A 26,503-nucleotide genomic window follows, 5' to 3' on the forward strand; every position below is an offset into this window, starting at 1 on the left:
GTTATGGTTTTTAGTTATTTAGTATCCGTTGTTTTGTTTTAGGTTTGGATTTGCTTCTAAAGCCTGTAAAGGAATAGGAAACAATTTATATGTATCTGGTATTGATGTACCTTCTAACACCCCACCTTTCCAAGGCCATAGGTATGTGCTACCTGTAAATTTGCCAAAACGGATTAAGTCTGTTCTTCTGTGTCCTTCTAAGTTTAGCTCTCTACCTCGTTCATCCAAAATAAAATCTAGTGTTAAATCTCCTGCGCTAATTGGCTCTGCATTGGCTCTTTCTCTAATTTGGTTTACGTATCCTAATGCTTCGCCTAAATTTTGATTTGTTCTAACAGCACATTCTGCAAACATTAAGTAAGCATCTGCTAGCCTAAACAAAGGAAAATCTGTACTAGAAAAAGGTGTTGGAGCTGTTGAAGGTGTTAAAGCATTAGTATTTCTAAACTTTATTGGAGGGTAACCATCTGTCCAAGTTTTATAATCATTCATTTCATATGAATGGCCCTCTGTAAAAAACAAGCTAGCTCTTTCATCTGTAGAAGTTTCTAAATCTCCATACAAACCGTACCAACCTTTAGAAGCTCTATGTCCTCCCCAACCATCTGTTAATCCATAGTCTGCTAAAGTCATAGTTTCTGAACTACTAGAGCCATTAACAATATAAGTAGTATTACCGTAGCTTTGACTAGTTACTGCGTCTGCAATTAATGGTAATATTATTTCTGGTGATGTATTATTATCTGCAGAAAATATACTTACATAGCTATCTGCTAAACTGTATCCACCATCTGTAATTACTTTATTTATTGAAGTTAGTGCTTCTGCAAACTTATCTGTACCTGTGTATACTTCTGCATTAATGTACAGTTTAGCTAGCAACATATTACCAACAGCCTTGTTTGCTCTACCATAGTCATTAGAATCTGGTAAAGTTTCAACAACATCTAGTAGCTCTGACTCTACATAAGCAAATAACTCTGCTCTTGTAGCTTCTGGTAATGGGGCCGAAGACCCAAAGTTTTCTTCTGTTGCCAGTACACCTTTCCCAAAAGTATCTATTAAGTAGTAGTATGCTAAAGACCTTAAAAAACGTACCTCAGCAATTACCTGTTCTTTACTTTCTGTATCTACATTATTTAATACAGATAATAAGTTATTACATTGCGGAATTGTATAATAAATTCTGTTGTAAAGGTATCTAAAGAACTTATTATTTTCATCCCAGTTAGTTGTAGTTGTAAGTTGGTCTAAACCATCATCTCCCCATCTGTTTTTAATACCGTCTGCAGTAAAGTCTTGTAAATTTACAATCCCTCTTAAAAAAGGAGATTCACCTGCATCATCACTAATATCTGAACTACCTGGACCATCTGGACCAGATAAGGCAAAAGAACCATATAATCTAGAAACAATACCTTGTACAGCATTAGGATCTCTGTTAATTAATTCTTCCAAAGTTAATTCTACTAGTGGATCTGTATCTAAATCTTTTGTACAACTTATGTTAACTAACATAGTTATACCTAGAAAAGCTATTATAATTTTTTTCATAATCCTAAAAGTCTAAATTTAATCCCAAGGTAAATACTCTAGGTCTTGGGTAGAAATTGTTATCTATTGAGTTAAAATTCTCAGGGTCTTGTCCGCTATAATCACTTATAACAAAAAGGTTATTAGCAGCACCATATATTCTTAAAGAAGTATCTTTTAAGAAATTAGGTACTCTAAAACCAATAACAATGTTTTCCATTCTTAAAAAAGAAGCATCTTCTAAGAAATAATCTGAGAAAGGAATATTACCCTGCACATTTGCAAAAGAAGTGGTAGCTGCATCAGAATTAAAATCCAATACATTACTTAAACTATTACTATTGTTTGGTATAGCTCTATCAATCCAACCAGAAGTTAACCTTCTTGCGTTGTATACTTGACCTCCTAATTGTCCTCTAAAGCTAGAACTTAGGTCCCAGTTTTTATAGTTAAAATTAAGACCAAAACCAAAAGTCCAATTAGGCCTTAATGTTTCATAATATCTATCATCATTATTTATAACATTATCACCGTTAATATCTACAAATGCATTAGAAATAGGATCTCCATTTGTGTCATAAACCTGCTTAAATACCCAAGCAGAATATGGTTGGTAACCTACAGCATGGTATGCTAAACTTACTCCTGTACCTGTTGGTAAACCAGACTCTGCCGCAGTAATTCTAGTTACATCTTTTAAACTAGTAACCTCAGATCTATTGTACCCAACATTTGAATTAAACTCTAAGGTAAAATCTTCTGTGCTAATAGGTCTTAAGTTTAAATTTACTTCAAAACCTTTACTTTCTGTTTCACCTACATTTTGTACAAATGCATCTGATAATGCTTGCCCAGGAGGCACAGCTGTTCTTGCTAGTAAATCTTTTGTTTGTTTTTGATAAAAATCTACAGAACCAGAAACAATTCCGTTTGCAAATAAATCAAAATCTAAACCAACATTATATGTTGTTGTTTTTTCCCAAGTTAAGTCTGGATTAAATGCTTTAGCAGAGTATAAGTTTACTCCACTTAAGTACTGACTAGTAGTAGAACCAATAGTAAATAATGGTGAAGACGGGTAATAACCAACAGCGCCAGTAATATCTTGCTGTCCTGTTTTACCTGCTCCTAACCTTAATTTTAGGTCATTAATAACATTAGAGTTTTCTACAAAACCAGCATTACCAATTTTCCAAGCAACCGCTGCCGCAGGAAAATATCCCCATCTATTTTCCTCTGTAAATAATGAAGAACCATCTGCTCTAAAAGATAATGTTACTAAAAACTGTTCTGCTAAATCTATATTTGCTCTTCCAAAGTAAGATTGTAGGTTTAGTACATTATAATACCTATTATTTAAATTGTTGGGATTTATTAACTCTTCTCTTAAACCTGATTCATCATTGTATCTGTATTGAACAGATGTTCCATCATTTTTAAAATTTTGGTAAGAGTAACCTCCTTGTACTTCAAATCTTTTTACAAAGCCATCAAACTCTTTAGTATAAACTAAGTAAGCATCTAGTGTTGTATTTGTAATATCTTGATTTTCTGTATAATTAACACCTGGATTAAACAAATAATTGGTATTAATATCTGTATCTGCGTTATTAAACCTGTAAGTAGCAATAGAATTATCTAAAAACCTTTCTTCAATGTTTGCCTTAGATGCTTCTAAACCTAAATTTAAAACTGCTCTTAATTCTGGTAAAGCATGTAATTTGTAATCTAGTTCTATATTTCCTAAAAAACGTTTTACTTCTTCTGGCCTTTCTCTTTGTTTTAATAATGCCAAAGGATTACTCTGGCCATCTAGCAATAATCTATTACCATCTACAATTGTATTTTGGTAAAATCCTCCAAAACGGTTGTTTGGGTTTACATCAAAAACAGGCTTTGTAGGATCCATATTTACAGCCCCTCCTAAAGCACCGCCTTCATCAATAGCATTTTTTTCAGAATATAATCCTTTAGCATTTAAACTTACTTTTAAGTGATCATCAAAAAAAGTTGGTGTTAATTTGGCAGATAAACTAACTCTTTCATAATCGTTAGTTTTAACTACACCACCAGTATTTGTGTAACCTATAGAACCTCTAAAAGGAATTTTACCTCCTAAATTTGCTCTAGCACTAAAGTTTGTGTTTGTAGATATTGCTGTTCTATAAATTTCGTCTTGCCAATCAGTATCTGAAAGTATTCTTCCTTCTATACCTGGAGTAGCCAAATTATCTGTAACATCTGTACTAGGATCATCTATACCTAATAAATTAGTGTAAGTTGGGTGGTATTGCTGAATATAACTAACGTATTGTTGACTATTCATTAAATCTATAGAGTTAGCAACATTACTAACAGACACGTCTGATGAAAAGTTAAACTTAACTTCGCCAGATGTACCCTTTTTAGTAGAAATTATAATAACACCGTTAGAAGCTCTAGAACCGTATATAGCAGTAGCAGAAGCATCTTTTAAAACACTAAAACTTTCTATATCATTAGGGTTTATTAGAGACAAAGGGTTGCCTACACCAGCAGGGTTAGTATTATCTACTGGAATACCATCTATAACTATTAATGGACTATTGTTTGCAGATAATGAAGAACCACCTCTAATTCTAATATTTGGTGCTGCATCTGGTTGCCCACCGTTAGATGTAATACGTACACCAGCCATTTTACCAGTTAACAATTGGTCTGCAGAAACAACAGAGCCCTGGTTAAAGTCTTTAGATGATAACACATCTACAGAACCCGTTAAATCTTCTTTTTTGGCACTACCGTAACCAATTAGTACAACCTCATCTAGTAATTCTGTAGATTCTGTCATTTCTACATTTAAAGTACTAGAAGTAACTTTCACTTCTTTAGGATTATAACCAATAGAAGTAAATAAAAGTACATCACCCATATTTACATTTCTAATTTCGTACAATCCGTCAAAATCTGAAATAGATCCGTTTGTTGTTCCTTTTACAACAACATTAACTCCTAATAATGGAGCTTTTGTTACATTGTCTGTAATTTTACCAGATACTGTTTGTTGTGCAAAAAACAGCAGTGGAAAAAAAAGAAACACACCTAAAAAGATGTTTTTTAGTTTATTCATAAAGTTAGTTTGAGTTAATAATTTGATTAAAACTTAACACATTTTTATATTTCGCTCAGTGAAAGTATAAGCTTAACTTTAATTTAACAAATCTACAGAGTTACGCAACGCGTTGCATGTTAACAACTTTATCAAAAAGTGTGTTTTTATCATAAAAAATGACTCCAATTTTAATAGATTGTTATTTATTTGCTATTAAAAATTAGGTATTATCAATTTAGAGTTAATACTTAATTGATGTTTACAAACGTTGTATCTTTATATTATGAAAGCCAAAATTACCATAAAAGACATTGCAAAAGAGCTAGGTGTGTCTTCTTCTACAGTATCTAGAGCATTAAAAAATAGTCCAGAAATTAGTGAAGAAACACGTAAAAAAGTTAAAGCCTTTGCAGACTTGTATCATTACAAGCCTAATATGCTTGCTCAAAAATTACGTAATAATAAAACTATGGTAATTGGCGTAATTATTCCAGAAATTGTGCACCATTTTTTTTCTAGAGTTATTAGTGGTATTGAAAAAATTGCTAACGGCAGAGATTACAATGTTATGATATGCTTATCTAATGAATCTTATGAAAAAGAAAAGTTAAACATACAAATGATGGCTAATGGAAGCGTAGATGGCTTGCTTGTTTCTATAGCTAAAGAAACCTTAGAAAAAGGCGACTTTGAGCATTTTAATGAATTAAAAGATTACAATATTCCCTTAGTTTTATTTGATAGAATTTCTGATAAAATAGATTGTGACAAAGTTATTGTAGACGACATTGGAGGTGGCTACAAAGCAACCAAACATTTGCTTAATGTTGGTTGTAAAAAAATAGCTATATTATCTACTCCAGACCACGTAAATGTTGGTGCATTACGCACAATTGGCTACAAAAGAGCTTTAGAAGAAAAAGGAATTGCTATAGACGAAAATCTTATTTTTAAAGTAAACGACAACTCTAGCATTACCAAACAAATAAGCACATTTATGCACAACTCTAATTTAAGTTATGATGGCATTGTTGCTGTAAATGAAATTTATGCAGCAAATGTTATAAAAATAGCTAAAGAAAAAGATTTACAAATTCCTAATGAGCTTTGTGTTGTTGGGTTTACAGACGGATTAATATCTTCATTCTCAACACCTTCTTTATCTACAATAGACCAACACGGTATTACAATTGGCGAGCACGCTGCAGAATTATTGTTAGATCGTATTCAAAACAAAACAGCAAATAAAGAATACCAACGTAAAGTTATTTCTACCGATTTAATTGTTAGAAAATCATCAGAAAAAAATACAGTTTTGTAATCTGTATTAAAAATTTTATATCTTTACCCCATCAAAATATTAAACTTAACACTTAATATTTTTATACTTCGCACCCTATACACGCCACACTGACACAAAAACTGGCGCTGTATTTTTATACTAAATATTTACATTATGGAAAAACAGAAACTTGGTTTCTGGCAGATCTGGAACATGAGTTTCGGGTTCCTGGGAATTCAATTTGGATTTGCCCTACAAGGCGGTTTTATGTCCAGAATTTTTCAGACGCTAGGTGCAGAAAAAGATGCTATACCACTTTTATGGATTGCCGCTCCTTTAACAGGACTGGTTGTACAACCAATTATTGGTTATTTAAGTGACCGTACTTGGAGCGCACGTTGGGGAAGAAGAAAACCTTATTTTTTAATTGGTGCTATTTTAAGTTCCCTAGCTTTATTTTTAGTACCACACTCTCCTGTTTTGTGGATTGCCGCTGGTTTTTTATGGATTTTAGATGCGTCTATTAATGTTTCTATGGAACCTTTTAGGGCTTTAGTAGCAGATAAATTGCCAGACTCACAACGCTCTTACGGTTTTGTTATACAAACATTAATTATTGGTATTGGTACTTGGGTTGCCAGTAATTTACCCTGGATGGTATCTAAACTTGGTGTAAGTGATGCTGCTCCTTCTGGAGTGGTACCAATGTCTGTAAAAGTAGCATTTGCCATAGGTGCGGTTGTATTTTTAATTAGCATACTGTACACCATATTTACTACATCGGAGTATCCGCCAGAAGATATGGAAGAATTTAAAAGAGAAAAGGCTAAAAAAAATCAGTTTATTTCAGATATCATAAACAATATTGGCAATATGCCTTCTACTATGAAAAAGTTAGGTGTAATTCAGTTTTTTAGCTGGTTTGCCTTTTTTACAATGTGGAGTATGGCTAACCCAGCACTAACAGAACACGTTTTTAATACACCTGCTCCAGTAGAGGCTAATTATAATATGGAGATAGCTGAAGATTTACTTGCTTTTAATACTACTAATGAGGCGTTCCAGAAATCATCAAACTTAGTAGGTTCTTATATGGGAACTTATGGTTTATCATCTATGGCATTTGCCCTAATATTAGTATTGTATACTTCTAGAAAAAGAATCAATAGAAAAATAGTACATATGTGCTCTTTAATTATTGGTGGTGTTGGCTTTTTGTTAATGTATTTTATTCCGTCTCCAGAATATTTAACCTTATGTTTTATACTAATTGGCTTTGCTTGGGGTAGTATTTTATCTATGCCATATGCTATGCTTTCTAGTGCTGTAGACCCTAAAAGAATGGGGGTTTTTATGGGCATTTTTAACATGTTTATAGTTATACCTCAAATTATTGCTGCTATAGGTGGCATAAATATTATCTCTAATTTATTAGGAGAAGGCGCTATAAATGCAATGATTATTGCTGGTATAAGCTTAATTATTGCTGGTTTATGCAACTTCTTAATTACCGAAAAAAGTGCAATTTCTTATCAAACAATAGAAGAATAAAATGAAAAGAAAAGGATTCATATTTGACCTAGATGGCGTTATTGTAGATACAGCCAAATACCATTTTTTAGCTTGGCAAAAACTAGCTAATTCTATTGGTGTTGAATTTACTCATGAACAAAATGAGCAACTAAAAGGTGTTAGCAGAGTAAAATCTTTAGAAAAAATACTTAACTGGGGTAATATTACTCTAGATAACGAAGAGTTTACTGGCTTAATGGCTAAAAAAAATGAAGATTATTTACTGCTTATAGAAAAAATGGACGCTTCAGAAATTTTACCAGATGTACCTAGAGTTTTAGAGCTTTTAGAAAAAGAAAAACAAGGTATTGCTTTAGGTTCGGCAAGTAAAAACGCAGAGGTTATTTTACAAAAAGTACATCTAATACAAAAGTTTAGTGCCATTATAGATGGTAATGGGGTTACTAAAGGTAAACCAGATCCTGAGGTGTTTTTAAATGCTGCAAAGGCACTTTCTATAGCTCCAGAAAATTGTATTGTTTTTGAAGATGCTACTGCTGGTATTAAAGCCGCCAATGCTGCAAATATGATTAGCATTGGTATTGGAAATGCTTCTGTTTTACATGAAGCAGATTACGTTTTTAAAGATTTTACAGAAATCTCATCAGACTTTATACAAGAATTAATAAAAAAATAAGGTAGATACTAACTTACTAAAAGTACTATTTACAAGAATCAATAGCATAAGAAATTATGAATCAAGATTATATCATACCAAACAACTGGTCTATCATAGAAGAAGGTTTTAATACAGACAGAGTTAAATCTTCAGAAAGCTTGTTTAGCATTGGAAACGGTGCAATGGGACAAAGAGCAAATTTTGAAGAATACTACTCAGGACCAACGTTTCAGGGGAGCTACATTGCGGGTGTTTATTACCCAGATAAAACTAAAGTTGGTTGGTGGAAAAAAGGGTATCCAGAGTATTTTGCAAAAGTATTAAATGCTCCAAATTGGATTGGTATTAACGTGCAAGTTAACGGAGAAAATCTGGATTTATTTACGTGTAAAGTAGATAATTTTAAGAGAGAGTTAAATATGCAAGAAGGTTGGCTGTCTAGAACTTTTACCGCTACCCTAAAAAATAATGTAGTTGTTACTGTAAAAACAAAACGCTTTTTAAGTTTAACTTTAGATGAAGTTGGTGCTATTAATTACACTATTACTCCTGTAAACGTAGATGCAACAATAACGTATAGTCCTTATTTAGATGCAGGCATTACCAATGAAGACACCAACTGGGATGATAAATTTTGGGAAATAACTAGCATAAATTCTAAAGACAATAAAGCATTTATAGAGGCACATACTTTAAAAACAGAGTTTAACACCTGTACTTTTATGGAGTCTGAGTGTTTTTTAAATGATAAAAAAACAGATATTACTCCTAAAATAGAAAAGCTAGAAAATAAAATCACATACAATTACACTGCAGATGTAGATGCAAAATCTTCTTTTACTATACACAAATTTGCTGGGTATACTGTAGATAGAAACCACCCTAAAGACAAGCTTATTTCTGCTGCTACAAAAGCTTTAGAAAAAGCTACTTCTACTGGTTTTAATGCTTTATTAGAAGCTCAAAAAAATGCATGGGCAACAATCTGGGAAACATCAGATATTACCATTAACGGTGATGTTAAAGCGCAGCAAGGTATCCGTTTTAACATTTTTCAGTTAAACCAAACATATTTAGGTACAGATGCACAGCTAAATATTGGACCTAAAGGTTTTACTGGCGAAAAATATGGCGGTAGTACGTACTGGGACACAGAGGCTTATTGTTTGCCTTTTTATATGGCTACTAAAGACCAAAATGTTGGTCGTAATTTATTAGCATACAGATACAATCACCTAGAAAAAGCAATAGAGAATGCAGAAAAGTTAGATTTTTCTAACGGAGCTGCCTTGTACCCAATGGTAACTATGAATGGCGAAGAATGCCATAACGAGTGGGAAATAACTTTTGAGGAAATACACAGAAACGGTGCCATTGCTTTTGCTATTTACAATTATTACAGATACACGGGAGACTACAGTTACATTCCAGAAAAAGGATTAGAAGTTCTTATTGGTATAGCGCGTTTTTGGCACCAAAGAGCTACTTTTTCTACCAAGCAAAATAAATATGTTATTCTTGGTGTTACTGGCCCTAATGAGTATGAGAACAATATAAATAATAACTGGTATACAAACTATATGGCGCAATGGTGTATTAATTATACCGTAGAAACTATTACTAATATTAAAGAAAATTATGCTTCAGATTATGACCGTATAATGTCTAAAGTTAATTTAAATTCCGATGAAATTAAAAAATGGAAAGACGTTGCAGATAATATGTATTTTCCGTTTTCTGAGGAGCATAATGTATTTTTACAACAAGACGGTTTTTTAGATAAAGAACTAACTCCGGCTTCTAGCTTAAAAAATTCTCAACGCCCTATTAATCAGAAATGGTCTTGGGACAGAATTTTACGTTCACCATATATAAAACAAGCAGATACTTTACAGGGTTTTTATTTATTTGAAGACAATTTTACTATTGAAGAGATAGAGCGTCATTTTGATTTTTATGAACCTTTTACAGTACATGAAAGTTCACTTTCTCCTTGTGTACATAGTATTTTAGCCGCAAAGTTAGACCGTATGGACCAAGCATATAGTTTTTATTTAAGAACATCTAGACTAGATTTAGATGATTACAACAAAGAGGTAGAAGAAGGCTTACATATTACATCTATGGCTGGTACTTGGATGAGCATTATAGAAGGTTTTGGTGGTATGCGCGTACGCAATAACACTTTATCTTTTAGCCCTAAAATACCTAAAGAATGGGATGGTTATTCATTTAAAGTGAATTTTAGAAACCACACTATTAAAGTAAGTGTAACACAAAATAAAAATACTTTTGAACTATTAAAAGGAGAAGAGCTTACGTTAATGGTTAATGGTAAGTCTATAACTATTAATCAAAATAACTTAATTACCGCATAAAAACTATTTAAGCTATGAAAAAAGGATTTTTAAGTGTTTTTGTATTAGTTTTTGCTCTTTTTGTTTCTTGTTCTCCTAAAAAGGAACAGAAACAAGAAGAAGCTCCTATTACAGTTTCTAATGATATAGAGCGTGTAGAGCCTCCACATTGGTGGGTAGGTTTTAAAAACAACAAACTGCAATTATTGGTTAAAAATCCTAATATAGCCAATAGTACTCCAAAGATTTCTAAAACAGGTATTTCTATAAAAAAAGTAACTAAAGCAGATAGTCCTAATTATTTGTTTATTGATGTAGAGATTAGTGAAACAGCAAAAGCAGGCTTATTTAATATTGATTTTACATCTGAAGATGGCACTACAAAAACGCAAACTTATGAACTTAAAAACAGAGTTAAAAAAGCTGAAGATTATATAGGTTTTTCTAGTGCAGATGCAGTTTATTTAATTACTCCAGATAGGTTTGCTAACGCAGATACTTCTAATGACATAAATAGTTCTTTACTTGAGAAAAATATAGATCGTACAGATGACTATGCAAGGCATGGTGGAGATATTAAAGGAATTACTACACATTTAGAGTATATAGACTCCTTAGGTTTTACAGCCATTTGGCCTAGTCCTTTATTAACTAATAATATGCCAAAACAATCGTACCACGGATATGCAATTACAGATTTTTATGGCGTAGATCCTAGGTTTGGAACTTTAGATGAGTACAAGCAATTAGCTATAAAATCTAAAGAAAAAGGAATTAAATTAATAATGGATCAAGTGGCTAACCATTGTGGGTTAGAGCACTGGTGGATGAAAGATTTACCATTTAAAGATTGGGTAAATTATCAAGACAAATTTATAAATAATAAACCTGTAACTATAGCAAACCACAAAAGAACAAGTAACCAAGACATATATGCCTCTAAAGCAGATAAAAAAGAAATGACAGACGGTTGGTTTGGTAATCATATGCCAGATCTTAACCAACGTAATCCTTTTTTAGCAACTTATATTATTCAAAATAGTATTTGGTGGATAGAGACTTTAGAGTTAGGAGGTATTCGTCAAGATACATATCCTTACCCAGATAAAGACTTTATGGCTAATTGGGCTGGAACTATTATGGATGAATATCCAAATTTTTCAATAGTAGGAGAAGAATGGAGTTACAATCCTTTATTAATTGCATATTGGCAAAAAAATAATCCTAATAAAGATGGTTATGAGTCTAACTTAACCTCTACAATGGATTTTGCTATGCAAAAAAATATTATAGACGCTTTAAACGAAGATGAAACTTGGGGAACAGGATTTATAAAAACATATGAAGGATTAGCTAATGATTTTGCATATCAGTCTCCTATAGATATTATGGCTTTTTTAGACAACCATGATATGGACCGCGTTTATACTCAACTTAATGAAAATGTAGAAAACACAAAAATGGCTGTTGCTTATTTAGCATTGCTACCACGTATTCCTCAGTTTTATTACGGTACAGAAATATTAATACAGAACACTGCTAAACCAGGAGATCATGGATTAATACGAACAGATTTTCCTGGCGGATGGGATACAGATACAACAAATGCATTTACCGGTAAAGGCTTAACTAATAATCAAAAAGAAATGCAGCGTTTTATGAGTAACCTGCTAAATTTCAGAAAACAAAGCAAAGCCATACACAAAGGAAAAACCATACATTTTGCACCTCAAAATGGTATTTATGTGTTATTTAGAATTTTAAATAATGAAATAGTTACCATCATTTTAAATAAAAATGAAGATCCATACCAATTAGATCTTTCTAGGTTTAAAGAGGTTGGTTTAGATGGTAAAAAAGTAACCAATATTTTTACTGGCGAAACTTTAGTTTGGGACAATAATATAACACTTCCTAAAAAAGGATGTTACATACTAACTACCTATAAGCTAAAAAAATAATGAAACTAATATTATATATTTTTATACTAGGCTGCTTACTTTCTTGTACAAACAAACAAAAAACTGAAGAAGTAAAAACTAATTTACCATTTGCTGAAGTAGAACAAATAAATTTAGCTAGTGGAAAACTGGTAAGGCTAAATAATATAGCGTCTAAATACATAACACCTAGACCAGTAGATGTTTGGCTACCTAATAATTATACTACCAAAGAGGAATATGCTGTTATTTATATGCATGATGGCCAAATGTTGTTTGACAGTACCACAACATGGAATAAACAAGAATGGAAAGTAGACGAAGTAGCTGCTAAATTAAATAATGATAAAAACATTAAAAAATTTATAGTTGTTGCTGTACATAATATAGCGGAATTAAGATGGCAAGATTTGTTTCCAAAAAAAGCAATAACAAACAACGTAAGCGCCATAAACAAATCATTAGTACAAGATTTTAAAAACGATAATTTTGATATTGACAAGCTTACTGGAGACCAGTATTTAAAATTTATAGTTACCGAGCTAAAACCAATAATAGACACATCATTCTCTGTAAAAAAAGATACCAAAAATACATTTGTTATGGGATCTAGTATGGGAGGTTTAATGTCTATGTATGCCATATCAGAATATCCAAATATATTTGGCGGAGCTGCTTGTTTATCTACGCATTGGCTAGGCTTTAAGCCTATGGACAATAATGTGCTACCTAATTTAATTTTTAAGTATGCAGCATCTAATATACCAGACTCTAAAACACATAAATTGTATTTTGACTATGGCACAGAAACTCTAGATGCTTACTACCTAAAATATGCAAACACTGTAGATAGCATTTATTTAAAAAATGGCTACACACAAAAAAATTATAAAAATCTAAAATTTGAAGGCGAAAACCATAGTGAAAACTCTTGGCAAAAACGCATAAAAATACCACTAACTTTTTTACTTAAAAACAATTAAAAATGAAAAAAATAATTACAATTTTATCCTTATTTGCAGTAGTAATATCCTGCAAGGAAAAAGTTAAAAAAGAAGAAAACAATGTAATTGTAGAAAAAGAACCAATTGCTGTAACAGAAGTTATGGAAGATGGTGTTATTTACGAAGCCAACATTCGCCAATACTCACCAGAAGGTACGTTTAATGCTTTTACAAAAGACATTCCTGTACTTAAAAAACTTGGAGTTAAAGTTATTTGGGTAATGCCAATTAATCCTATATCTAAAATTAAACGTAAAGCTACAGACGGACAGTTTACTAGCGATATTAAAGACGAAGAAGAGCGTAAAAAATACTTAGGTAGCTACTACTCAGTATCTGACTATAAAGCTATAAACCCTGAGTTTGGAACGTTTGATGACTTTAAAAATATGGTAACCACTGCACATGACAATGGTATTTTAGTTATTGTAGATTGGGTACCAAACCATACAGGTTGGGATCATCCTTGGATTACAGACCATCCAGAATATTACACTCAAAATGAACAAGGAGAAATTATAGATCCAATAAACCCAGAAACAGGAGAATCATGGGGATGGACAGACGTTGCTGATTTAAATTACGACAATGAAGAAATGCGTAAGGAAATGATTAGTGATATGAAATTTTGGGTAGAAAAAGCAGATATAGACGGCTTTAGAATGGATGTTGCACACAAAGTACCTGTAGACTTTTTTAATACCGCTATAAAAGAAATGAAAACTGTAAAACCTGTTTTTATGCTAGCGGAAGCAGAACAACCAGATTTGCTACAAAATGGTTTTGACATGCAATACGGCTGGGAGGTTCATCATATTTTTAATGAAATAGCTAAAGGTGAAGCCAACGTTACTAAGTTTGATGACTATATGGTAAAACTAGATACTATTTTAGAAGCAGATGACATTAATATGAACTTTGTTACAAACCATGACGAAAACTCTTGGAATGGTACTTTATTAGAAAGAATGCCAAACAACAAAGAAGTATTTACTGCATTAACATACCTTATGCCAGGAATGCCATTAATATATTCTGGACAGGAATATGATATGGCACACAGATTACGTTTTTTTGAAAAAGATACCATACCTAAAACTAAAGGTGAATATTTTGCCTTATTAGAAAAATTAGGTGACCTAAAAAATAGCAATTCAGCTTTAAATGGTGGTAAAAAAGCTGCAAATTACACTAGAATACAAACCTCTAAAAATGAAGCTGTTTTAGCTTTTAAAAGAGAAAAAAATAGTGAAACAGTATATTTTATAGCTAACTTAACTGATAAAGAACAAAACGTTACTGTTAGTATTACAGGAGACTTTACAGATTATATTTCTAGTACTGATTTTAACATTAATGAAGAAAAAAGCTTAACATTAGCACCTTGGGAATACCATATTTTGACTGCTAAATAATAAAAATAACACGCATTAAAAAATCGCCAATTTTAATTAAAATTGGCGATTTTACTTTTTTAAATATACTTATAACGGAATATTACCGTGCTTACGTTTAGGTACGTTTACAACCTTATCCTCTAACATAGCCATAGCTTTTATAAGTTTTTTACGAGTATCTTTTGGCAAAATAACCTCGTCTATAAATCCTCTTTGGGCTGCACTATATGGGTTTGCAAAAGTATCTGCATACTCTTGCTCTTTTTCTGCAAGTTTAGCTACTGGGTCGTCTGCAGCTTGTATTTCTTTCCTAAAAATAATTTCACTAGCTCCTTTAGCTCCCATTACTGCTATTTCTGCTCCAGGCCAAGCATAGTTCATATCCGCACCTATATGTTTAGAGTTCATAACATCATATGCCCCACCATAAGCTTTACGTGTAATAACAGTTACTTTTGGCACTGTTGCTTCACTTAATGCATATAATAATTTAGCTCCGTTAGTAATAATACCATTCCATTCTTGGTCCGTACCTGGTAAAAATCCTGGTACGTCTACTAGTACAACTAGCGGAATATTAAAACAATCACAAAAACGTGTAAAACGAGCTCCTTTTTTAGAGCTTTCTACATCTAATACTCCAGCCAAACTCATTGGCTGGTTAGCTACAATACCTATACTCCTACCTGCTAAGCGTGCAAAACCAACAACTAAATTATCTGCGTAATCTTTATGAATTTCAAAAAAAGATTCTTTATCTATAATTCCGTTTATAACGGTACGCATATCATAAGGCTGATTTGCATTTGCTGGAACCATAGTTTCTAATTCTTCTCTAATTTCATCACCCAAAGTATAAGGAAGCTTAGCTGGTTTATCCTCACAGTTTTGAGGCATATAGCTAATCATTTGCTTAATTTGGCTAATACATTCTATATCATTGGCAGCAGTAACGTGTGTTACACCAGATTTTGTAGCGTGAGTTTTTGCGCCTCCTAATTCCTCTGAGGTTACCTCTTCATTAGTCACTGTTTTTACAACATTTGGCCCAGTTACAAACATATAGCTAGAGTTTTCTACCATAAGTGTAAAATCTGTCATAGCTGGCGAGTAAACAGCACCACCTGCACAAGGCCCCATTATTGCCGAAATTTGAGGAATAACACCTGAAGACATTACATTTCTATGAAAAATATCTGCATAACCACCTAAAGAGCGTACACCTTCTTGTATTCTTGCTCCTCCACTATCATTTAATCCAATTACAGGCACACCTATTTTCATAGCCATATCCATAATTTTACATATTTTTTCTGCGTGAGTCTCAGATAATGCACCGCCAAAAACAGTAAAATCTTGTGCAAAAACACAAACCTGTCTACCATTTATTGTTCCGTAACCAGTTACAACACCATCTCCATAAAATTGTTGTTTGTCCATACCAAAATCAGACGTTCTGTGGGTTACTAAAATACCCATTTCTTCAAAAGAACCTTCGTCTAACAAAAAATGAATACGCTCACGGGCAGTTAATTTACCTTTAGCGTGTTGTTTTTCTATACGTGTTTTGCCACCGCCTAATTTAGCTAAATCTATTTTAGACTGTAATATATTTTCTTTGCTTTGCTCTCCCATTTTACTTTGTATTTCTGTTAGTTCTCCAATTGGAAGTTTGTTGTTCTGGCGTTTTTACAACTTTAGTGTACTCATTAAACAAGTGCATACCAAATAAGGCCGCCACTTTATGTTCTGGTAAACGAGCAGCTATTAACTTATCTGCAGAATAGTATTTTTTAACAAAATGTGTATCAAAATCTCCAGATAAAAATGCAGGATGCTCACAAACAAACTTACCAAAAGACAAGGTTGTAGATGCTCCTTCAATTTTATAATTTTCAATAGCAGAAAGCATTAATTGTATTGCTTCTTCTCTGGTATCTCCGTAGGTTATCAATTTAGATAACATAGGATCGTAATAAATTGGTATTTCCATACCTTCTTCAAAACCATCATCTAAGCGTATACCTTTACCTCTTGGTCTTTTATAGGTTGATAACGTACCAATACTAGGCATAAAGTTATCCAAGGGATCTTCTGCATACACCCTAACTTCTACAGCGTGACCTTTAATTTTTAAATCGTTTTGAGTAATTTGTAGCGTTTCATTTCTAGCAACTTTAATTTGTTGCTCTACCAAGTCTACACCTGTAATTAGTTCTGTAACTGGGTGTTCTACTTGCAAACGTGTATTCATTTCTAAAAAATAGAAATTTTTATCAGCATCTAATAAAAATTCTACTGTACCAACACCAACATAGTCACAGGCTTTTGCTACTTTAATTGCTGCATCTCCCATAGCCTCTCTAATGGCAGGTGTTAATACAACAGATGGTGCTTCTTCTACAACTTTTTGATGTCTACGTTGTATGCTACATTCGCGTTCAAATAAGTGCACTACATTACCGTGATTATCTGCTAAAACCTGAATTTCTATATGCCTTGGTGATGCTACGTACTTTTCTATAAAAACAGAACCATCTCCAAACGCAGATTCTGCCTCACTAATTGCACGTTTCATTTGGTCTGCTAGTTCTTCTATATTTTCTACAACACGCATTCCTTTTCCGCCACCACCAGCTGCTGCTTTAATTAAAATAGGGAAACCTATTTCTTTAGCTATTTTAGTTGCTAAATCTACATCTGTAATAGCTTCTTCAATACCAGGTACCATAGGTATATTATAATCTTTAACAGCTTCTTTTGCTGCTAGTTTATTACCCATTACTTCTATTGCGTGGGGTTTGGGACCTATAAATGTTATTCCTGCATTGGTAACTTTTTTTGCAAATTCTGCATTTTCACTTAAAAAGCCGTAACCTGGGTGTATACCATCTGCGGCAGTATCTTTTGCCGCCTGTATAACTTTATCCATTACCAAGTAAGACTCTGATGATGGTGCAGCACCTAAACAAATAGCTTCATCTGCATATTTTACGTGTGGTGCTTCTCTATCTACCTCAGAAAAAACTGCTACAGTTTTAATTCCCATTTTTTTTGCAGAACGCATAACACGTAATGCAATTTCTCCTCTGTTAGCAACTAATATTTTTTTCATATTTATGCTATTTCTATTAATAATTGTCCTTTTTCCACAGCATCATCCTTAGCAACATTTACTACACTAACCACACCATCACTAGGTGCCGTAATAATATTTTCCATTTTCATAGCAGATAAAACCAAAACTTGCTCTCCTTCTTTAACTTCTTGGCCTTCTGTTACCAAAATATCTAAAATAAGCCCTGGCATAGGAGCATTTATATTTTTCTCTTTTTTTGTATTTACAGCAAGTAAGCCCATTTTTTTAACCATCTGGTCGTACTCATCTGCAATGGCAATTGTATAACTATTACCATTAACCTCAACTTTTAAGGTTTTTTCTAAAAAATTTGCGCTAATTAATTTAGCATTGTACTTTTTATTGTCTTCTAAAATATGGTATTCTTCATCTGAATCTTTAACAATATTTAGCTTAGAAACCTCTTTGCTATTTACTGTTATTTCTTCATCATTTACTGAAACAACATATGTTTTCATACTATAATGGTTTATAAATATTTGTGTTTAGTTAGAATTTTTTATTCTGGATATTCAATTCTAAGATGATAAATATTGGTTAACTTTAATTTTAACACCTTTTTTATTTCTACAATTTCTTTAAATGTAATATTTGCATTAGAAAATTGATTGGCTCTCATCTGTCCATCTATAATTTTATCTACAAACTCATCAATCATTAAAAAAGTAGGATTTTTTAAACTTTTTGAAGCTGCTTCTACCGCATCTGCCATCATTAAAATTGCAGTTTCCTTAGAAAAAGGTAATGGCCCAGGATATTTAAAGTCGTCTTCGTTTACATCTTCATCAATCTCTGACTGTTTTTTAAAAAAGTAATACACTTTAGAGGTTCCGTGGTGCACTCTAATAAAATCTATAACACGGTCTGGCAAATTGTTTTTACGTGCAATTTCTATTCCGTCTAAAACATGGTTAATTATAATTTTAGCACTCTCTATAGGCGTATGCTCATTATGCGGATTTACATTAGTTACCTGGTTTTCTGTAAAATAAGTTGGATTATTCATTTTACCAATATCATGATACAATGCTCCTACCCTTACCAGCATAGCATTTGCACCAATTTCCTGCGCTGCTGCTTCTGCCAAATTTGCTACTTGTAAAGAATGATGAAATGTACCTGGAGCCTTGTTAGACAGTTCTTTTAAAAGTTTAGAGTTAGTATCTGACAATTCTAACAATGATACGTCTGACACTAATCCAAAAATCTTTTCGTAAATATAAATAAGCGGTTGTACAAAAAGAGTAATCATTCCGTTTAATAAAAATACACCAAACGTAATTGCATACATATTATTTAAATTACCCTCATGTATAATATGAAAAGCAAAATAACCTATTATATATATTAAAGTAATTTGACCTACAGATATAAATAAATTAGCTCTTTTATACAATTGAGATACCGTTAAAATAGTAACTATACCCGCCATTATCTGAAGAAAAATATACTCAAAACTATTAGGCACAACAAACCCTAAAATTAACAATGTAAGTACATGCACAAAAAGTCCTAAACGGGCATCAAAAAATGTTTTTAATATTAAAGGTAAAATACATAATGGTACTACATAAACGTATGCCTCATTATACTTTATAACCATTGTGGTTACAAAAACCATTAGTAAAATATTAAAAAAGATAAAAGTAACCTTAGTATTATTTTTAAATACTGAAGCCCTATATTTTTTTAAAAACAAAAGCAACATTAGCAATACAAGAGCCACCAAAATTGTGTAACCAGATACAATTATGTAATAATTATTATCGGTCCAAAGCTCAGACTCATACTCTTGTTTTAAAGAGTTTAATATTTTATAATTATCTGCCTCTACTACTTCTCCTTTAACTATAATTAGCTTGCCTTCATCAATAGTACCACGAGTAACAGAAATTTTGGCTAACTCCTCATTCAATGTTTTTTTAGAAATATTATCGTTATAAAAAACATTGGGTTTTACTATGTTAAAAAATAGCTTTTTAAATTGTGAATTATATGTTGTTAGTTGCTTTTTACGTAAAACCGAGTTTATTACTTTATCTATACTTTGTATGCTTGTAACATCTTTAAAGCTTAGTTCTTTTGCTTCATTATTACGTAATAAAAAAAACTTTTGAGTTTTAGCAGCAACCTTATTTTTCTTTATAACACCATTTAAATAAAGTGTATTTATTATCTCTTCTCCTACAGACTTTAAATATCTTTTTTCTTCTGAATTAAGATCTAAACTATTAAATACTTTGCTAAAATTAGCATTGTAATTTTTGGTAACCGATGCTACTATGTCTTGGTTATAAGTATAGTAATCTAAATGGTTATTTTTAACTACTTGTTTTTCTTTTTCTATTTCTACTACATCTTTTTGTATTGAAAAATCAAAAGGTGCATACAAATTTTCATACTGCCATGGCTTTCCTTTTTGAAACTCATACTTAAACTTTCCCCCTTTAGGAAAGAAAAATACAATTAAAAATATGGTACCTACGTATAGAAAGCACTTGTATAGTAACGATTGATTTTTATAAATTTTCTCCAAGATAGATTTTGTAGTTAAAAGTAACTTTTTCCAAAAATAGAAAATTATGCGCTTAAAAAATGGTTTTGACAAAAGAACCCTACTCTATGTGCATTAATTTATTAATTTTGCAACACTAAAATTTAGAATTTATGAAAGATGTTGTTATAGTTTCTATGGCAAGAACTCCAATAGGGAGTTTTTTAGGATCATTATCTAGTGTTGCAGCCCCTAAATTAGGTGCAATTGCTATAAAAGGCGCATTAGATAAAATAAAACTAGAGCCATCTCAGGTTCAAGAAGTTTTAATGGGTAATGTAGTACAAGCTGGTGTAGGGCAAGCTCCTGCAAGGCAAGCGGCTATATACGCTGGCATACCAAACACAGTTCCTTGCACAACAGTAAACAAAGTTTGTGCTTCTGGAATGAAAACTATAATGCAAGCTGCGCAATCTATTGCTTTAGGTGATAATGATATTGTTGTTGCGGGTGGTATGGAAAATATGAGTATGGTGCCACACTACGTACATTTAAGAAACGGACAAAAATTTGGACCAACATCATTAGTAGATGGTTTACAAAAAGATGGTTTAGTAGATGCTTATGACCAAAACGCTATGGGCGTTTGTGCAGATGCATGTGCTACAGAATATGAATTTAGTAGAGAAGACCAAGACAATTTTGCAATACAGTCTTACAAAAGATCTGCAGCTGCTTGGGAACAAGGGAAATTTAATAATGAAGTTGTACCTGTAGAAGTACTACAAAGAAGAGGTGAGCCAGTTGTTGTTTCTGAAGATGAAGAATTTAAAAACGTTAAACTAGAAAAAATACCAGCATTAAGACCTGCTTTTACAAAAGAAGGTACTGTAACTGCTGCTAACGCATCTACCATAAATGATGGTGCTGCTGCTCTTGTACTTATGAGTGCAGATAAAGCAAAAGAATTAAATCTAACACCTTTAGCTAAAATAAAAAGTTATGCAGATGCTGCACACGAACCAGAATGGTTTACAACAGCACCATCTAAAGCGTTACCAAAAGCTTTAGGAAAAGCAGGTATAGAAATAGGAGACGTAGATTATTTTGAATTTAACGAAGCATTTTCTGTTGTTGGCCTAGCCAATATGAAAATATTAGGTTTAAATGACTCCAACGTAAATGTTAATGGTGGAGCTGTATCTTTAGGACATCCGTTAGGATGCTCTGGAGCTAGAATTGTAATTACTTTACTTAGTGTTTTAGAACAAAATAACGGAAAAATTGGAGCAGCTGCTATTTGTAATGGTGGTGGTGGTGCCTCTGCAATTGTTTTAGAAAAAGCGTAATATAGCGGAATAGAACAATTTGTATGCAATACGGTATTTGTAATCTTAGTATAGTTCCTGTAAGGTTTACTCCAGAAGAAAATTCAGAAATGGTTGCTCAGCTTTTATATGGCGACCATTTTAAGGTTCTGGAGCATCGTAAATTTTGGAGTAGAATAAGAATTGCTTTTGATGGTGTAGAGGCTTGGGTTAGTAACAATCAATTTAGCTTTATTGATGAAGATGATTATGATGCCCTAGACGCTACTACAGATATAGCACTAAGCTCTGACTTAGTAGCATTTATATCTGCATCAGAAAACGATTTAATGCCAGTTATTGTAGGTTCTGTTTTAAATGGCATACCTATATTAAATCATTCTTTTGAGGGTAATTATATACAAGGCATACAAAGTAAAAGTAAACTTGTAAATACCGCATTATTGTATTTAAATAGTCCTTATTTAGCCGGAGGAAAAACTCCTTTTGGCACAGATAGTTCTGGCTTAACACAAATGGTTTATAAAATAAATGGATACAAGTTATTGCGTACAGCGCAAGAACAATCTACACAAGGAGAACCTTTAAGTTTTATTGAAGAAAGTGAACCTGGTGACTTAGCCTTTTTTGACAATAAAGAAGGTATTATAGATCATGTAGGTATTATTATGCAAGACAACTACATTATTCACTGCCACGGTAAAGTACGTATAGATCGTATAGACCACACAGGAATTTTTAATGCCGAACTAAAAAAATATACGCACCAATTACGTGTTATTAAAAAAATAATTTAAACTAAAGTTAGTTTACTTTAATGCATAAAAAAAGCCTTCATTTCTGAAGGCTTTTTTATTTATGTTGTGTTATTAAAAAGATTATTCTCCTAATAACTTTTTAAGACGCATAAAGTTTTCTGTATCACCTAATGCACCGTAAATGTTTTTTAACTGTGATAACAACGCTTGGTTACCTGGAGTTTGTTTTAAAGCATCTTCTAAAATTTGTGCTCCTTCTCTAAACAAACCATCTTTTTTAGCTTTTAACTCATCATACTTAGCTATATCTGCTCTAGAACTACCTAATGCATTCATAGCATCAATTAATCCGTTACCTTCGTTAACATAGGTAGTAGATAAGTTTAATTGTGCGTTAACATAACCTGGGTTAAGCTCAATTGCTTTTTCATAAGCAGCTCTTGCCTCTTCTATGTTTTCTTGCTCCATATTTATTACACCAATGTTGTAAAATAAATCTGGATTGTTAGGGTCTACTCTTGTAGCTTCTGCCATTAACTCTTTAAACTTGTCTTTGTTACCTAATTTATATTGTAGGTTAGCTTCGTTTAAAATTAAGTTTACATCACCAGGATTATTAGCTCTTGCATCTTTATAAGCTTCTAATGCTTTTTCATCTTCTCCTAATTGAGTGTAAATAAGTGCAATATTTTTAACTATCTCTGCTTTTCTAGATGGAGACTTTTCCTCTTTAGGGTCTTTGTATTGCTTAGACTTAACCATTAAATCTCTTTGAGATTTAGCCATTTCTTCTCTTTCTCCTGTTGCAATATTTACTGCAGAGTACTTAACTTCACTACCGTCATAGTTTATGTCTTTTAGCTCATTGTAATATTTAAGAGCTTTTTCCATATTCTGCGCATTTACAGCACTGTTTGCGGCGTAAAATAAGTAAACAGTATCTTTTTTACTTAAGTTATAAGCTAGGTATAATTTGTCTGCACCAGCATCAAACTTTTTTTCGTTGTTATCTTTAATTGCTGCATTAACAATATCTCCTGTCATACCAGTCATTGCTTGTTTAGCTTCTACTGTGTATTTCTTTTTACCTACTTCTTCTTCGTAAGCAATTAAATCTTTAAAAGCTGCTATAGATTTTTTAAAAGCACCTTCTTCTCCAGATTTAGCTAATTTAGAGTATGTTTTACCTTTAACTAGGTAGTATAACGCTTTTGTTTTTGCGTCTGCAGATCCTAATAACGGTTCTGCTTTTTCTAAAGCAGCTTTAGCTTCTGCTGCATTATCAGATTTTAATGCTTTATCAGCAGCTTTAACTTCGTTCTTTTGAGCAAAAGACATTGCAGAAAAAGACATTGCTGCTGTTAATATTAAAAATTTAGTTTTCATTTCAATTTCTATTAAATAATTAGTGTAAAAAATTTATTCTTCAGTTGATTCCGTTGTATCATTATCAAGAGCCGTGCCATCTTCTGTAGAAGCATCACCTTCTGCAGTATCAGGAGCTTCTCCCTCTAAACCTTCTTCATCTACAGCGTCTTCGTCTTTCATAACTTTTGCAACTGCTGCAATAGAATCTTTTCCTTTAATGTTTATTAACCTAACACCCTGTGTTGCTCTACCCATTACACGTAAATCTTCTACGCCCATACGTATTGCAATACCAGATTTATTAATAATCATTAAATCATCAGAATCGGTAACATTTTTAATAGCTACTAAACCACCTGTTTTATCTGTAACGCTAATGGTTTTAACACCTTTACCGCCTCTATTAGTAATTCTATAATCTTCTAAACTAGAACGTTTACCGTATCCTTTTTCAGAAACTACTAAAATATCATCATCAAAGTTGTGTACAGATATCATACCCACAACTTCATCATTATCATCTGCTAATGTAATACCTCTAACACCAGAGGCATTTCTACCCATTGGTCTTGTTTTACTTTCTTCAAACCTAATGGCTTTACCAGATTTTAATCCTAAAAATATTTGACTAGTACCTGTTGTTAGTTTAGCTTCTAGCAACTCATCTCCTTCTTTTATACCTATGGCATTAATACCATTTAAACGAGGTCTTGAGTATTGCTCTAAAGAGGTCTTTTTAACAGTACCTTTTTTGGTTGCCATAATAACGTAGTGACTGTTAACGTACTCTTCATCTTTAAGATCTTGAGTACATATAAATGCCATTACTTTATCATCTTGCTCTATATTAATTAGATTTTGTATTGCTCTACCTTTAGATGTTTTACTACCTTCTGGTATTTCATAAACACGCATCCAGAAACATTTACCTTTTTGTGTAAAGAACAACATATATTGGTGGTTAGTCCCTACAAATAAGTGTTCTAAAAAGTCTTCATTTCTTGTTGATGATGCTTTTTGCCCAACTCCACCTCTATTTTGTGTTTTGTATTCAGATAAAGGAGTACGTTTAATATATCCTGCATGAGATATGGTTATCACCACTTGCTCATCAGGTATCATATCTTCAATACTTAAATCACCTCCTGCAAAATTAATTTCAGATCTTCTTTCGTCTCCGTATTTCTCTTTAACTTCTAAAAGTTCATCCTTAATAATTTGCATTCTGCGTTCTTCATTAGCAAGAATATCTTTTAAGTCTGCAATGGTTTTTATAATCTCATCATACTCTGCTCTTAACTTGTCTTGTTCCAGACCTGTTAATTGGCGCAAACGCATTTCTACAATTGCTTTAGCTTGTATTTCAGACAGCTCAAACCTTTTAATTAAGTTCTCTCTTGCTTCATCTGCGTTAGAAGAACCTCTAATTATGGCAATTACTTCATCTATATTATCAGATGCAATAATTAAACCCTCTAATATGTGAGCTCTATCTTCTGCCTTTTTAAGTTCAAACTTAGTTCTACGTACAACTACTTCATGTCTGTGTTCCACAAAATAGTGAATCATTTCTTTAACATTAAGTAACTGTGGTCTTCCGTTTACTAAGGCAATATTGTTTACACTAAAGGAAGTTTGTAGTGCTGTATATTTAAATAATGTATTTAATACAATATTAGGTATAGCATCTCTTTTTAAAATGTATACAATACGCATACCATTTCTATCAGACTCATCTCTAATAGTAGAAATCCCTTCAATTTTTTTATCGTTAATAAGATCGGCTGTTTTCTTAATCATATCAGCCTTATTAACCTGGTAAGGTATCTCTGTAACCACAATAGATTCTCTACCCTGAACTTCTTCAAAAGTAGCTTTTGCACGCATTACAACTCTACCTCTACCTGTTTTAAAAGCTTCTCTAACGCCGTCATAACCATATATAATACCTCCTGTTGGAAAATCTGGAGCCTTTATATGTGTTATTAACTCATCTATTTCTATATCTTTATTATCTATGTATGCAACAGTACCATCTACAACTTCAGATAAATTGTGTGGTGGCATATTTGTTGCCATACCAACTGCAATACCAGAAGCTCCGTTTACTAATAAGTTAGGAATTCTTGCAGGTAAAACTGTTGGTTCTTTTAAAGAATCGTCAAAGTTTAATTGGTGATCTACAGTGTCTTTTTCTATATCTGCCAACATGTCATCGGCAATTTTACGCATACGTGCTTCTGTATAACGCATTGCTGCAGGGCTATCACCATCTATAGAACCAAAGTTACCCTGGCCATCTACAAGCATATAACGTAAACTCCACTCTTGAGCCATACGTACCATAGAATCATAAACAGAAGTATCTCCGTGAGGGTGATACTTACCTAAAACCTCACCCACAATACGGGCAGATTTTTTATGTGCGCTATTGGAACGAACACCCAACTCATGCATACCGTATAAAACCCTTCTGTGTACCGGCTTTAAACCATCTCTTACATCTGGTAAGGCACGTGATACAATAACCGACATTGAATAATCAATGTAGGCAGATTTCATTTCGTCTTCTATGTTTATTGGAATAATTTTTTCCCCTTCTGCCATATTAAAATCTTATA

At 32.5% G+C, this 26,503-nt stretch carries 17 protein-coding genes; 9 read left to right on the top strand and 8 right to left on the bottom strand.

The window, feature by feature from the left end; genetic code table 11:
• Nucleotides 1-18: 18 nt before the first annotated feature.
• Complete coding sequence (locus JM80_RS14750) at nucleotides 19-1,554, bottom strand: RagB/SusD family nutrient uptake outer membrane protein (RefSeq protein WP_144710817.1); 1,536 nt, start codon at nucleotides 1,552-1,554, stop codon at nucleotides 19-21.
• Nucleotides 1,555-1,558: 4 nt separating this feature from the next.
• Nucleotides 1,559-4,642 carry a SusC/RagA family TonB-linked outer membrane protein gene (locus JM80_RS14755; RefSeq protein WP_038506356.1) on the bottom strand — a complete coding sequence of 1,028 codons (3,084 nt, stop codon included), beginning with the start codon at nucleotides 4,640-4,642 and terminating at the stop codon, nucleotides 1,559-1,561.
• A gap of 250 nt (nucleotides 4,643-4,892) precedes the next feature.
• Between JM80_RS14755 and JM80_RS14760 the strand changes: the two genes are divergently transcribed.
• From JM80_RS14760 to JM80_RS14790, 7 genes are all read left to right on the top strand, one after another.
• A complete protein-coding gene (locus JM80_RS14760; protein WP_342341427.1) occupies nucleotides 4,893-5,945 on the top strand; it encodes a LacI family DNA-binding transcriptional regulator in 1,053 nt (350 codons plus the stop codon).
• Nucleotides 5,946-6,080: 135 nt separating this feature from the next.
• Complete coding sequence (locus JM80_RS14765; protein WP_013621987.1) at nucleotides 6,081-7,457, top strand: MFS transporter; 1,377 nt, start codon at nucleotides 6,081-6,083, stop codon at nucleotides 7,455-7,457.
• Between the two features lies 1 nt (nucleotide 7,458).
• Nucleotides 7,459-8,115, top strand: a complete 657-nt coding sequence (gene pgmB / locus JM80_RS14770; protein WP_144710819.1) for a beta-phosphoglucomutase — start codon at nucleotides 7,459-7,461, stop codon at nucleotides 8,113-8,115.
• Between the two features lie 56 nt (nucleotides 8,116-8,171).
• Entirely contained in the window at nucleotides 8,172-10,475 is a 2,304-nt protein-coding gene (locus JM80_RS14775; protein WP_144710822.1) for a glycoside hydrolase family 65 protein, read from the top strand.
• Between the two features lie 14 nt (nucleotides 10,476-10,489).
• Nucleotides 10,490-12,415: a glycoside hydrolase family 13 protein gene (locus JM80_RS14780; RefSeq protein WP_144710824.1), complete on the top strand. Its 1,926-nt coding sequence runs from the start codon at nucleotides 10,490-10,492 to the stop codon at nucleotides 12,413-12,415.
• Nucleotides 12,415-13,377 carry an alpha/beta hydrolase gene (locus JM80_RS14785; RefSeq protein WP_144710826.1) on the top strand — a complete coding sequence of 321 codons (963 nt, stop codon included), beginning with the start codon at nucleotides 12,415-12,417 and terminating at the stop codon, nucleotides 13,375-13,377. The genes JM80_RS14780 and JM80_RS14785 overlap by 1 nt, the downstream gene beginning before the upstream one ends.
• A gap of 2 nt (nucleotides 13,378-13,379) precedes the next feature.
• A complete protein-coding gene (locus JM80_RS14790; protein ID WP_038506346.1) occupies nucleotides 13,380-14,813 on the top strand; it encodes an alpha-amylase family glycosyl hydrolase in 1,434 nt (477 codons plus the stop codon).
• 69 nt (nucleotides 14,814-14,882) lie between these two features.
• Here JM80_RS14790 and JM80_RS14795 read toward each other — a convergent pair whose 3' ends face one another.
• From JM80_RS14795 to JM80_RS14810, 4 genes are read right to left on the bottom strand one after another with little or no spacing between them, the layout of a single operon-like run.
• Nucleotides 14,883-16,430, bottom strand: a complete 1,548-nt coding sequence (locus JM80_RS14795) for an acyl-CoA carboxylase subunit beta (RefSeq protein WP_013621981.1) — start codon at nucleotides 16,428-16,430, stop codon at nucleotides 14,883-14,885.
• Between the two features lies 1 nt (nucleotide 16,431).
• Entirely contained in the window at nucleotides 16,432-17,910 is a 1,479-nt protein-coding gene (gene accC / locus JM80_RS14800; RefSeq protein ID WP_144710828.1) for an acetyl-CoA carboxylase biotin carboxylase subunit, read from the bottom strand.
• A gap of 2 nt (nucleotides 17,911-17,912) precedes the next feature.
• A complete protein-coding gene (locus tag JM80_RS14805; protein ID WP_013621979.1) occupies nucleotides 17,913-18,392 on the bottom strand; it encodes a biotin/lipoyl-containing protein in 480 nt (159 codons plus the stop codon).
• A gap of 41 nt (nucleotides 18,393-18,433) precedes the next feature.
• Complete coding sequence (locus JM80_RS14810) at nucleotides 18,434-20,470, bottom strand: HD family phosphohydrolase (protein WP_144710830.1); 2,037 nt, start codon at nucleotides 20,468-20,470, stop codon at nucleotides 18,434-18,436.
• A gap of 131 nt (nucleotides 20,471-20,601) precedes the next feature.
• On the opposite strand from JM80_RS14810, the gene JM80_RS14815 reads away from it, so the two are divergent.
• The gene (locus JM80_RS14815; RefSeq protein WP_144710832.1) at nucleotides 20,602-21,777 is read left to right on the top strand and encodes an acetyl-CoA C-acyltransferase; all 1,176 of its coding nucleotides are present in this window, start codon (nucleotides 20,602-20,604) and stop codon (nucleotides 21,775-21,777) included.
• Between the two features lie 23 nt (nucleotides 21,778-21,800).
• Complete coding sequence (locus tag JM80_RS14820) at nucleotides 21,801-22,553, top strand: NlpC/P60 family protein (protein ID WP_075695351.1); 753 nt, start codon at nucleotides 21,801-21,803, stop codon at nucleotides 22,551-22,553.
• 81 nt (nucleotides 22,554-22,634) lie between these two features.
• On the opposite strand, the gene JM80_RS14825 is transcribed toward JM80_RS14820, so the two are convergent.
• Both JM80_RS14825 and gyrA read right to left on the bottom strand, forming a co-directional pair.
• Nucleotides 22,635-23,900 carry a tetratricopeptide repeat protein gene (locus tag JM80_RS14825; protein WP_075695350.1) on the bottom strand — a complete coding sequence of 422 codons (1,266 nt, stop codon included), beginning with the start codon at nucleotides 23,898-23,900 and terminating at the stop codon, nucleotides 22,635-22,637.
• Between the two features lie 33 nt (nucleotides 23,901-23,933).
• Nucleotides 23,934-26,489: a DNA gyrase subunit A gene (gyrA, locus tag JM80_RS14830; protein ID WP_075695349.1), complete on the bottom strand. Its 2,556-nt coding sequence runs from the start codon at nucleotides 26,487-26,489 to the stop codon at nucleotides 23,934-23,936.
• Nucleotides 26,490-26,503 lie beyond the last annotated feature (14 nt).

This window comes from Cellulophaga sp. RHA_52, assembly GCF_007827205.1.
Classification (GTDB): domain Bacteria; phylum Bacteroidota; class Bacteroidia; order Flavobacteriales; family Flavobacteriaceae; genus Cellulophaga; species Cellulophaga lytica.